Genomic DNA, 12,994 nt, shown 5'->3' on the forward strand with positions numbered 1-12,994 from the left:
GAGTAAAATGCGTTATTTAGCTATATTTGCGATTTCAATCACGCTAAGTTTTGGTGCAGCTAATCCACCTATACAAGATAGAACAGGCACAGGACTTGTTTTATCAAGTCATGAACTAGCCAATAAAATAGGCAAAGAAGTTCTTGATAAAGGCGGAAATGCCATAGATGCAGCTGTAGCAGTAGGTTATGCTTTGGCTGTAGTGCATCCTGCAGCAGGAAACATAGGTGGTGGTGGCTTTGCAGTCATTCATCTAGCCAATGGAGAAAATACCACGCTTGATTTTAGAGAAATGGCACCTTTAAAAGCAAGCAGAAATATGTATCTTGATAGCAAAGGAGAAGTTATAAAAGATGCTTCAACTATAGGTTATCTAGCTGCTGGAGTACCAGGAACGGTTAAAGGTATGAGTGCTATGCTTGATCGCTACGGCACTATGAAACTAAAAGACTTGATGGCTCCTGCTATAAAACTAGCTGAAAAAGGTTATCTCATCAACGATAGACAAGAACAAACCATGCTAGAAGCTAAAGATATGTTTAAAGAATTTCCTAGTTCAAGCAAATATTTCCTTAAAAAAGATGGCAGCACTTATAAAAGTGGGGATTTGTTTGTCCAAAAAGATCTAGCAAAAACTTTAAAACTTATCGCAAAGGAAGGTCCTGATGCTTTTTATAAGGGAAAAATCGCTGATTTAATAGCAGCGGATATGGCTAAAAACAAAGGCATTATCACTAAAGAAGATCTAGCACAATACCAAGCTATTTGGAGAAAACCCGTAGAAGGCACTTATAGGGGTTATGATATCATTTCCATGTCACCACCTAGCAGTGGGGGTGCTCATATCATCGAAATTTTAAATATCATGGAAAATGCCAATATAGAAAATTTAGGCTTTGCAAGCTCTAAAACTTTACACATAATGACTGAAGCCATGCGTCAAGCTTATGCGGATAGATCAGAATACATGGGCGATCCTGATTTTGTAAAAATCCCACTTGATAAACTTACAAGCAAAGAATACGCTAAAGAAATTTATGCAAAAATTCCAAAAGATAAGGCTTTACCAAGCTCAAAAGTAAAACCTGGTTTAGGACAAATTCACGAAGGACATAATACCACTCATTATTCTGTACTAGATAGCAAAGGCAATGCTGTAAGCATTACCTATACGATCAATGCGAGTTATGGTTCAGGCGCTGCGGTTGAAGGGGCAGGGTTTTTACTCAATGATGAAATGGATGATTTTTCAATCAAACCAGGCGTGCCAAATTTATACGGACTTGTAGGCGGAGAAGCTAATGCTATAGAACCTAAAAAAAGACCTTTAAGCTCTATGAGTCCAACTATCATACTAAAAGATGGAAAAGTATTTATGGTAGTAGGTAGTCCAGGTGGTTCTAGGATCATCACGACAGTTTTACAAGTGATTTCAAATGTGATCGATCATAAAATGGATATATCAACAGCGGTAGAATCTCCAAGATTTCACATGCAGTGGCTACCTGATGAAATCAGAACAGAGCCTTTTGGAATCATCAAAGATGCGCAAAACAATCTTGAAAAAATGGGCTATAAAATCACCAAAGAACCTTATATGGGTGATGTAAATGCTATCATGGTCGATCCAAAAACTGGAAAAATCGTAGGCTCTATGGATACAAGAAAAGAATTCTAACTTCTTATTTACCCTTGAAATTTCAAGGGTAAATTTATACAGGATTTTTAAGTCTTCTTTTAAAAAATGCTCCTAAAATTAAAATCACTGTAAAAGCAATGAAAAAATATAAAAATTTAGGCACAGGCACAGGATCTCCTGCTGCATAAGAATGCAATCCTGAAAGATAGAAATTTACCCCAAAATAAGTCATCAAAATAGAATAAAATCCTATAACACTCGCACTTGCAAAGGCGTAAGGATTGTTAAATTTTGAGATAAATCTAAGATGTAAAATCATAGTATAAACAATAATAGAAATTAAAGCCCAAGTTTCTTTAGAATCCCAACCCCAGTATCTTCCCCAGCTTTCGTTTGCCCAAACTCCACCTAAGAAATTTCCTATAGTGAGTAAAGCAAGTCCTATTATCATCGCCATTTCGTTGATACAATGTAAGTTTAAAATACTTTGATCTATTTGAGCTTTTTTTGGATTTCTTAACATAAATAAAATCAAGCTAAATACTCCAAGCAAAAAGCAAAGTCCTAAAAATCCATAGCTTGCAGTGATGATAGAAACATGGATATTAAGCCAATAGGATTTTAAAACGGGCACAAGATTTGTAATTTGTGGATCCATAAAACCAAGATGTGCTACAAAAAGAGAAATTCCAGCCATAATACTTGCAGTACAAAGTGCTAAAGAAGATCTTTTATAAAAAACAAGTCCCGCAAAAGCACAAGCAAAAGCTATATAAACCATACTTTCATAAGCATTACTCCAAGGAGCGTGATCTCCTACATACCAACGAAAGATTAAAGCTAAAGCATGAGCCAAAACACTTAAAGCAATGAGAATAAAAATGGCATTTTTAAGCATTTTTGGAGCTTTTTTAAGGCTTAAAATTTCATAGACTAATAAGATAAAAAGCATACTACCTAGTAAAAGATAAATAGGGGTGAGATTGTCAAAAATATTATAATGATTTAAAAAAAGCTCTAAAGAAATTTGAGTAGGTGTAGGGATAAGATTTGATCCATAAAAATTTTGGAAATTTTTAAGTCTTTCTAAACTTTCATCGGCTTTAGAAAAATCTTTGGTACTAAGAGCTTGTTCAAAATCAAAAAAATATTTTGCCAATAAGCTTTGTATATTTTCTATATCCTTTAAATCAAAAGGCATAGGTGTAGCAGGAGAATACCAAGTATAGGTTTTTTGGCTTGGATCAGGAAATATTCTAAAAATTTCTCCGCTATAGATATAAAAAGCGGTGTTGATTTTTTCATCAAGAGCTAAAATATCTTTATCAAACTGATCTCTTAAAGTAGGTTTTTTACGGTTTGCTTCTTCTATATAGTTTGAAAGTTTGTAAAAATCTCCATCAAAAACATCATCATAAGCAAGATATTTTTCATTTTTATCCACGCCTAAAATTTCTTTTAGCTTTGCAGTTTTTACGCTAATCATTTTTATTTGTCTAAAATGTTGTGGATACATCATCATACCAAGAAAAATTTGATTATAGTTTAAACCCAAAAAATCATTTTTTTTGGTAATCTTATGGATGTAATTCATCGCTAAAGTATCGATAGGTTTTATCCTGCCATCAAAGTCTTGCACAAGTAAGCTTCCAAAAAGCATAGAATGTTTTGCAGAATTTTCTTTGATATTTTGTATAAGCTTTAAGGTGTTTTCATCGGCAAAACTTTTTATGTTAAAAGCAAAAAGACAAAAAAGAATTAATAAAAGATTTTTTTGATTTTTAAGATAGTTTGATAATTTTTGAAATCTTGAGTTTTGAGCAAATAAAATCCATAAAAAACCTAAAGTCAGCAAAGTATAGCCTATATAGGTTGGAATTTTTCCAGGATCTTTATTGACTGAAAGTATGGTGCCTTGTTCGTCTTGATCATAAGAACTTTGAAAAAATCTATATCCGCCATAATCTAAAACATTATTCATAAAAATTTTATACTCAAAACTTTTATCTTGATCGATCACTTCTATATCTGAAGCATAAGAAGAAGGACTCATAGAACCTGCGTAGCGATCTAGGATAAAATCTTTTAAAGCCAAAGAAAAAGGCAGTTTGATCTCTTCAGGACCCCAGTTGAGTGCAAAAATTTCACCTCCTAGTCTAAAAGGTAAAACATTTTCATTGTTGTAATTTGGAGTGAGTAAAATTTCTTTGCTTTCATTATTAAAAGAAATTTGCATTTTGATGATAGGATTGCTCATTGCATTAGGAGCTTTTTCATAATCAAGTAGTTTTAAATTTATAGTTTTATTTTGCTGCATGGAAACTTTTTTTTCAAAACTATTATGGAGTAAAGGATTAAAAGCTACTCCAAAGGATTGATATTCTACAACCTTACCTTCATCATTATAAAGCATTAAGGCTATAAATTCATCTCTTGTCACAATGATATCAGAACTTTGTCCTTCTCTAATGTGCATACCTCCTTCTATGCCAAAATAACGCGTGATTGCAGCGCCAAGTAAAATTACTATAAAAGCACTATGCAAGAGCAAGGAAGCATATTTTTTTCTTTGTAAAAGTTTGTGTATAAAAATAATACCTATAAGATTGATTAAAAGCAAAAGGTGTAAGATATCAAACCATAAAGCATTATAAACTAAGGCTTTAGCAGCATTTGTGCCAAAATCATTTTCGACAAAAGTCGCTACTGCACAAGAAAGAGCATAGATAAAAAGTAAAATAAGACTCATCCAAAAGGAAAAAAAGCTTTTCTTAAACATTTTTCTCCTTGTATGCTAGAAAAAGTGTTTTAAAAAGCTTATCTTCATTAAGCTTTTGATTTTTTTCATCTTTTAAAATTTCCATAGTCAAAGCAAGGCGTTTAGCACTCATAAAACCAGGATAAATCAGTAAAGTTTTATGTTTAGGAGTAAAAAATACCAAAGTAGGCGTAGCGTCTATATTGAATTCTCTTGAAAGTTCTTCTGTGCTTGTTTTTTTATTATCGTAATTATGAATTTTATGATAACTTGTATTGATATAATAAGAATTATATGTGTTTTTTAAGATATTTTGAACTTCTTTGTTGTTTTGAATTTCGTGTTTTAATTTATCGCAATAAACACAATTATTTGCACTAAAAATAATTAGCACAGGTTTGTCAGAAAAAACAATATTTTGATTGTCTTTAAAAAATTCTGCGATTTCTTTGTAAGAATTGAGATCAAGATTGTTTGCATCTTGTTTGTATTGTTCTGTAGTTTTTGTTCCTTTAGAAAGAATATTTTCATCTATTTTTTCATTATTACAAGCACAAAATAACAATATTATAAATCCTAAAATCAGTTTTTTTAACATCAAATCCTTTCATTTAAATTGCCTAGAAAACCTAGGCAATTATTATTTTAACAAATCCACTATAAAAGCATAAATCATCAAGAATAAAAAGATCATTCCCGTAATCAGCATCAAATAACCTGCTAATTTAGCAATGCTTTTATAAGAATTAAATTTAGAGTTTTTCTCATATAAACTTTCAAGCCTTCCGCTTTCTTTTAGGCGTTGATAATACGCATTTCTTTCTTGTTTAATCTCGGCTTCACTTTGGGTTCCTGAGAAAATTACCATATCCATAGGGAAGCGATCTGCTCTAAAATGAGTATTGAAGAAGTGGATTGCAAAGATAAATCCTGTTGCAAGTAAAGCTTCATCAGAATGCACTAAAGAACAAAGATTGATCATCCAACCTGGTAAAAAGGTACTAAAGAAAGTAGGGAACCATAAAACCAATCCTGAAAGTCCTATAACAAACATACCCCAAAATACTGCTAGATAGTCAAATTTTTCCCAATAAGTCCAGCGGTCAAATTGTGGTCTTTCACCCATGCCAAAGAACCATTTAAAATGTGCTTTCATATCTTTAAAGTCCTGCCAATTTGGCATTAAAGAATCAGGCCCAAAAAGGGCTTTTAAAATTTTCATTTTATCAAGTTTTCCTGTTTGTGGATCACGCACTAAATCTCTTCTTTTCCAGTTTACAAGTATGATTTCTCCAATATGAGAGAAAAAGACTATAAACATAACAATAGCACTAATATGATGCACTATGGTTGCACCGATTGGTCCGCCCATAAGATCTATCATGGTTTGTGCCCAAGGAGCGGTATAAAATTTTTGCGGCAAACCCGAGAAAGCAAGTCCTAAGAAACTTACCGCCATAAAGAAATGCTGAATTTTATGGAAGGTTGAAAAACGTTTGATTAAAACCTTGTCATTGTGTGCATTTTCTTTTGCTTTTTTCCATTCTGCAGGATGTGAAAATCTTGCTAAAATCAGTCTTATACTCCAAAGTAAAGTATGCAAACCAAAGAATACAAAAACTCCTATCACTAAAGCGGTCATAAAGATATAAGCACCGTGAAGTAAAGGATAGTTTTCTCCATCACTATGATCAGCATGTGCAATAAAATTGGCAAAATTTTCATTAGAATTTGGATGACACTGTGCACAAGTTTGAACACGATTTAAAGACGATAGGGTTGAGTTTAAATCTTCAACTTTTAAAATATTGTGTTTGCCGTGACAATCATAACAGGCTGCGATTTTTGGAGCACTACCAGGACTATTTAATACCATAGCCTTACCATGAAAAGTATCATGATAGCGATCTTGTTTATCTTGATGACATTCACCACACTTAAAATCACTTCTTTGTTTTAAGGTCATTGCATTCATTAATGGATCGTTGTTGTGGATATCATGACAAGTGGTACAAGTTGGAATTTTTTTCTTTTTTCCATCTTTATCAAGTTGTATTTGGCTGATATTTTGATGAATGCTGTGTTTAAATTCTTTATCTATATCTTTATGACAACTTGCGCAGTTTTTATTGATAAGATCTAAATTTGCAGCATTATTATAGCGAATAGATTTTTTATCTTCGCCTTTTCCGTGGCAATCCCTACAACTTGGAACATCTCCAAAATACATTCTTGAATGAATACTATCTTTAAAATCATCTAAATTTTTAGCGTTTTGCCATTTTTCTATTTGTTCTTTTTGAACTTTTCTTCCAGAAAGCACCCAAGATTCTATACCATCTAACATAACATAAACATGGGTATAGCCTAATTTTTGGCTTAAATTTGCAATATTAGAAGCATCAAAAGTAAAACGATTCGACCCATAAAAAATTAAAGTTGCATTAAAATCATCAGGTAATAAATTTTGCCAATTTTGCGCATCAACTAAAACAGCATTAGGTATATTACCTGCAACTTCTCTTTCTTCCTTGGAATTAACATCCACAAAATATACATTTTTTTGCCCTAAAAGTTTTTCAGCATCTTTCATGCTGATAGGAGTTACACCTTCAACTATACCTATTTGAATTTTTCCGTCGGCAAGTAAAAAAGGGGTTGAAAAACAAAAAACAGCAAGCAATATAAATTTTATTAAACTTTGTTTCAAAATTTACTCCTTAAACTCGCCCAAAAAATGGGCGAAAATTTTATTTTAAAATATTTTTAGCTTCTTGTATATAAACCAAAGCCTCATCTACTATTTTTTTGGAGTAAACAGGACCATGCACACCCCAAGAACCATCTTTTTGCAATTTTTCTGCAATAGCCCTTGCTTGATTTGCCAAAGTAATAACACGAGATTTTTTCTCTACAGAAAGTTTAGGATTTTCAGCCATAGCTTTATCAATTTCTTTCACGCCTTTAAGAATATTTTCATATCCATCTTTTACAGGTTTTTGCCAACCTACAACAATGTCATAGATAGTCTCTTGATCTGTAAAATGAAGTTTTTTAGGTAAATTTGATTGAACCGCACTGTGACATCCACTTGCACCTGGCCCCATTAAATTTGGATCACTAAAACTTGTACGTCCACAAGCCCACATTAAATCAAGGAAAAATCTTCCATCATCATCTCTAGCGATGGTCCATCCTGGAGTTTTTGGAGATCTTTCTTTACCTTCTGGCGGATTAAGAGTTTTAGCAGTTTTATCAACTTTTATTTTCCAAATGTGAGAAGCTCTAACATTATCAAATCCACCTTTATCGGGATTTTGAACTGCTCCAAAGTTTTCACAACTCATCATATTTGGCATGTGACAAGCTGTACAATTATCTTTTGAATGAATTCCTCCTTGTTTAAAGAAGCTAGCTTGTGTGTCATGACAATCTGTACAAGTTTTTTTAAGCCCTACTTTAGTATATCCATCTTTCCAATCATTGAAAGTAACCTCATGAGGATCGTGGCAAGTAGAACATCTCATACCCTTATCATAGTGAGCTGAACTATACATTTGCGCACCTTCAGTTCCACAAGCTGGACAGCTAGATTTAAAGAAGGCATTAAATGGTTTTCTAGGATTTTTCTTAGCATCTTCTTCATTATAAGAAAATCTTTGATGACATCTTTCGCAGTTTGATGGCATACCTGCACCTCTAGCACCATAAAGATGAGCACCTGCACCATGACATTCTTCACAAGAAATACCTTTTGAAATTGTATGTTTTCTAAGCTCTTGAGTATTTCCTAAAGCTTTATAAAATTCTTCTTTGCTTTTAAAATCAAATTTAAAACTATGACAGGTTTCACAATAAGAACTTGCAGGCTGAAAAAGCATATTTTTACGATATTGTGCTGCATAAGAATTTGTTCCCCAAACTTGAGAGCCATTACCTCCAAATTGTTCCATAGTAGTAGGGAAACCTGGAGAAAATTCTGCTATTTTTTTGGTCATTTCAGGTGTTAAAAACTCACTCCAAAGCCTTGAGAATTGATTGCCGCCAGCTACAATTTTTCCTGTCATATTACTAAGATTTCCATCTTCAACATGATAAGTTCCACGAACCAACCATCTATCAATAAAACCATATTTTGTTCTAGGTGTTCCAATTACAGCATAGACATCATCAGGATAAATTCCATCTGGTAAAATAGTAGATTGTGAGTTATACATAGGTTTTTTTAAATCATTTCCTACTTCTTCAAACTCATCAGGAAAACGAACGGTTTTTGCATGACGTGATCTTTCCCAAGCTTTATATTGAGCAGGATGACATTCACCACATTTTTTTGGACCTACAAATTTGTTTGGAAAATCTAAAAAAGATTCCATTCCTAAACGATAAGTCACTGAAGTATGAGCTAGATTGTTTTGCTGTGCAAAAGTAGGACCATTAGAAAATTCTACATATTCTTCTTCCCTATCACTAATGGCATATTTACCTACTATACGACCTTCTTTTTCATATTTAAACATAGGATGATGTTCTTTAAGATATTTAAAAAACGCATCTTCTTGGTGCACATAACCCCCAAGCGTTCTTGGTTTAGTATCGCCATCTTGTGCAGCTTCTCCTTGAATAAGAACATTTGAATTTTCTGCACTACTCACATTTAAAGCAAATCCCACCCCAAGTAATAGGGTTAAAACCTTTCCCTTAGAAATAAGCTTTTTCATAAGATACACCTTATAAATAAAATTTTTAAGATAATATAATTATGAAATAAATAGTTTAAGATATAAATTATCTTATTTAAATTATATTAACTTTTATATATAAAGTTTATGTTAATTAAACTTAATAATTAATAAAATTAACAATTTCATCGTGAATTTATATATTAATTTCTATTTTTTATTTAAAATTATATCAATAAACCAAGTAGCCGATCACCCAAACAACTTTTTTAAAAGAACTAAATTTATACAATCCATACAAATATACTTAACTTTCCAAACCCCTAACACCCTATTCTCTTAAAAACCCTAACCAGCAACAAACTCTTTTTTAAACACTATTCTAAGTGTCATCTAAAACAACAATAAAAATAAACATAGGATTTATATATAAAGTAAGTAATGAAGACATTTAACAAGTCCGCAATGAGCTACTTTCCCCCTGCCAGTAAGGCGTAGTATCATCACCCACGATGTGCTTAGCTTCTTGGTTCGGGATGGAGCAAGGCGTTTCCACATCTGTATAATCACGGACATTGTTATTTAAATATTCTTTGAAAGATTGAATTTAAAAAATAAAGCTTAATCTTTTATTTCTTTACTTTTTTTTCTTTATTCTCTTTCTTCTTTACTTATCTTTTATCTTTGATAAGTTTTTATATAGAATACTTAAAAAACAATGTTAAGAGCAAGTTCTAATACAAACTTTACTTGAAAGATTTTATTAGCTTAAAAACATAATGTTTATATAAACATTTCATATAAAACATTCAAAGCTTTCTTAAAAACCTTAACAAGGAAGTGATGCTTTATTAAAGATAAGCCAAACGCTCTATTAGTACTGGTCAGCTAAAGGACTTTCATCCATTACACACCCAGCCTATCAAACTAGTAGTCTTCTAGAGAGCTTAGAGAAGATTCATCTTAGAGTTGGCTTCACGCTTAGATGCTTTCAGCGTTTATCCTTTCCAAACTTAGCTACGCTGCGATGCTCTTGGCAGAACAACAGCTACACCAGTGGTTTGTTCAACCCGGTCCTCTCGTACTAGGGTCAAATCTCTTCAATCTTCTTACGCCCACGGCAGATAGGGACCGAACTGTCTCACGACGTTCTGAACCCAGCTCGCGTACCGCTTTAAATGGCGAACAGCCATACCCTTGGGACCTGCTCCAGCCCCAGGATGCGATGAGCCGACATCGAGGTGCCAAACCTCCCCGTCGATGTGAGCTCTTGGGGGAGATCAGCCTGTTATCCCCGGGGTACCTTTTATCCTTTGAGCGATGGCCCTTCCACACAGAACCACCGGATCACTAAGACCGACTTTCGTCTCTGCTTGACTTGTATGTCTTGCAGTTAAGCTGGCTTATACCTTTATACTCTACGAACGATTTCCAACCGTTCTGAGCCAACCTTTGTAAGCCTCCGTTATTATTTGGGAGGCGACCGCCCCAGTCAAACTACCCACCAGACATTGTCCCACTTGAGGATAACTCAAGCTGGTTAGCTACCCAAATAAGAAAGAGTGGTATCTCAACAACGGCTCATATACAACTGGCGTCATATACTCAAAGCCTCCCACCTATCCTGCACATTCTTATCCAAGTAGCAGTGTCAAGCTGTAGTAAAGGTCCACGGGGTCTTTCCGTCTTGCCGCGGGTAGGAGGAATTTTCACCTCCACTACAATTTCACTGGATCCCTCTTTGAGACAGCTCCCATCTCGTTACGCCATTCATGCAGGTCGGTATTTAACCGACAAGGAATTTCGCTACCTTAGGACCGTTATAGTTACGGCCGCCGTTTACTCGGGCTTCGATCAAGAGCTTCGCTAATGCTAACCCCATCAATTAACCTTCGAGCACCGGGCAGGCGTCACACCCTATACATCCTCTTACGAGTTAGCAGAGTGCTGTGTTTTTGGTAAACAGTCGGGAGGGACTCTTTGTTGTAAGTTTCTTCGCTTTCGGAGTAAATCCTAGTACGAAGCTAACCACACCTTATACCGAAGATACGGTGCTATTTTGCAGAGTTCCTTAAAGAGAGTTCTTCCACGCGCCTTAGAATACTCATCCCACCCACCTGTGTCGGTTTACGGTACGGGCAACATTAGCTAAACTTAGAAACTTTTCTTGGCTCGACGGCATCAGGGGTTCTTCTATCCATCCGAAGACTTCAAAAAGCCTTTCAGTTCTCGGAGTGTTCTTATACGGATTTGCCTGTATAAGCTCCTACAACCTTAGACTAGCACTTCCATCCGCTAGCCCCCTTAGCCCTAAGCGTCCTTCCATCGCACACTAATGTTGGTATTGGAATATTAACCAATTTGCCATCGTCTACCCCTTTCGGACTCGACTTAGGACCCGACTAACCCTACGATGACGAGCATCGCGTAGGAAACCTTGGGTTTACGGCGTTAATGATTCTCACATTAATTATCGCTACTCATGCCTGCATGCTCACTTCTATTCGCTCCAGCACTCCTTACCGGTATACCTTCGACGCAAGTAGAACGCTCTCCTACCACTTGCACACAACTTAAACTACTTAAACTTTAAACCAAGAATATTTTTACTGATTTTACTAAGTTTTATTTCTATCTTTACTCTATAAAAATCAGTAAAAATATAACTTAAAACATATAACTTAGTTTTTTATATTCTAAACTTAAATAATCTAAGTTGTGTGCAAGTCTACAGCTTCGGTACTTACTTTAGCCCCGTTATATTTTCCGCGCAAAATCACTAGACCAGTGAGCTATTACGCTTTCTTTAAAGGATGGCTGCTTCTAAGCCAACCTCCTGGTTGTTTAAGTAACTTCACATCGTTTTCCACTTAAGTAAGATTTAGGGACCTTAGCTGGTAGTCTGGGTTGTTTCCCTCTTGACGACGGATTTTATCACTCGCCGCCTGACTGCTGTGATTACATATAAGGTATTCGGAGTTTGATAGGGTTTGGTACATTGGTGTATGCCCTAGCCCATTCAGTGCTCTACCCCCTTATATTACGACACAACGCTATACCTAAATATATTTCGGAGAGAACCAGCTATCACGAAGTTTGATTGGCCTTTCACCCCTATCCACAAGTCATCCCGGGGCTTTTCAACGCCTATGGGTTCAGTCCTCCACTAGTTCTTACACTAGCTTCAACTTGCTCATGGATAGATCACTTCGTTTCGGGTCTGCAGCATCTGACTAAGCGCCCTATTCAGACTCGCTTTCGCTACGGCTTCGCGTTTGCTTAACCTTGCCAGACACCACAACTCGCAGGCTCATTATGCAAAAGGCAGTCCATCACACTGTATTGCTACATAGTGCTCTGAATGATTGTAAGCAAATGGTTTCAGGTTCTATTTCACTCTGATCACCTCAGTTCTTTTCACCTTTCCCTCACGGTACTTGTGCACTATCGATCTGGTATTAGTATTTAGGGTTGGATCGTGGTCGACCCGGATTCAGACAGGATTCCTCGTGTCCCGCCCTACTCAGGATACTGCTAGCTAAGCTTTGTTTTTCGCATACGGGACTATCACCCTCTATGGCTATACTTTCCAGAATGTTCTGCTAAACTCAGCTCTTGCACATTGCAGTCCTACAACCCCCAGTGCAAGCACTGGGTTTGCCCTCTTGCGCTTTCGCTCGCCGCTACTGACGCAATCTCTATTGATTTCTTTTCCTGAGGGTACTAAGATGTTTCAATTCCCCTCGTTCGCTCCTATATAGGTAATGTATATCTCTATACATTGGGTTGCCCCATTCGGAAATCTACGGATCAAAGCTTCTTGACAGCTCCCCGTAGCTTATCGCAGTCTAGTACGTCCTTCATCGCCTTTACCAGTCAAGGCATCCACCATTCGCTCTTAGTAGCTTACCTTTT

At 35.4% G+C, this 12,994-nt stretch carries 5 protein-coding genes and 2 rRNA genes; 1 reads left to right on the top strand and 6 read right to left on the bottom strand.

Annotation, left to right across the window (positions count from 1 at the left end; all coding sequences use genetic code 11):
- Nucleotides 1-7 precede the first annotated feature (7 nt).
- Nucleotides 8-1,678 carry a gamma-glutamyltransferase gene (gene ggt / locus AJ936_RS05100; protein ID WP_044779351.1) on the top strand — a complete coding sequence of 557 codons (1,671 nt, stop codon included), beginning with the start codon at nucleotides 8-10 and terminating at the stop codon, nucleotides 1,676-1,678.
- A gap of 34 nt (nucleotides 1,679-1,712) precedes the next feature.
- On the opposite strand, the gene ccsA is transcribed toward ggt, so the two are convergent.
- From ccsA to AJ936_RS05130, 6 genes are all read right to left on the bottom strand, one after another.
- Complete coding sequence (gene ccsA, locus AJ936_RS05105; RefSeq protein ID WP_044779350.1) at nucleotides 1,713-4,418, bottom strand: cytochrome c biogenesis protein CcsA; 2,706 nt, start codon at nucleotides 4,416-4,418, stop codon at nucleotides 1,713-1,715.
- A complete protein-coding gene (locus tag AJ936_RS05110) occupies nucleotides 4,411-4,995 on the bottom strand; it encodes a thioredoxin family protein (RefSeq protein ID WP_044779349.1) in 585 nt (194 codons plus the stop codon). Before AJ936_RS05110 ends, ccsA begins: the two co-directional genes overlap by 8 nt.
- 42 nt (nucleotides 4,996-5,037) lie before the next feature.
- Complete coding sequence (locus AJ936_RS05115) at nucleotides 5,038-7,107, bottom strand: rhodanese-like domain-containing protein (protein ID WP_079396991.1); 2,070 nt, start codon at nucleotides 7,105-7,107, stop codon at nucleotides 5,038-5,040.
- Between the two features lie 40 nt (nucleotides 7,108-7,147).
- Entirely contained in the window at nucleotides 7,148-9,118 is a 1,971-nt protein-coding gene (locus AJ936_RS05120) for a cytochrome c3 family protein (RefSeq protein ID WP_044779347.1), read from the bottom strand.
- Nucleotides 9,119-9,536: 418 nt separating this feature from the next.
- Nucleotides 9,537-9,653, bottom strand: a 5S ribosomal RNA gene (rrf, locus tag AJ936_RS05125).
- A gap of 279 nt (nucleotides 9,654-9,932) precedes the next feature.
- Nucleotides 9,933-12,991, bottom strand: a 23S ribosomal RNA gene (locus tag AJ936_RS05130).
- Nucleotides 12,992-12,994 lie beyond the last annotated feature (3 nt).

Origin of the sequence: Campylobacter sp. BCW_6877 (assembly GCF_001762445.1) — a bacterium.
Classification (GTDB): domain Bacteria; phylum Campylobacterota; class Campylobacteria; order Campylobacterales; family Campylobacteraceae; genus Campylobacter_D; species Campylobacter_D jejuni.

Excerpts from the sequence above, each read along its gene's own strand:
- ccsA (WP_044779350.1), bottom strand. The coding sequence starts at position 4,418 with ATGTTTAAGAAAAGCTTTTTTTCCTTTTGGATGAGTCTTATTTTACTT.
- ggt (WP_044779351.1), top strand. The coding sequence starts at position 8 with ATGCGTTATTTAGCTATATTTGCGATTTCAATCACGCTAAGTTTTGGT.
- AJ936_RS05120 (WP_044779347.1), bottom strand. The coding sequence starts at position 9,118 with ATGAAAAAGCTTATTTCTAAGGGAAAGGTTTTAACCCTATTACTTGGG.
- AJ936_RS05110 (WP_044779349.1), bottom strand. The coding sequence starts at position 4,995 with ATGTTAAAAAAACTGATTTTAGGATTTATAATATTGTTATTTTGTGCT.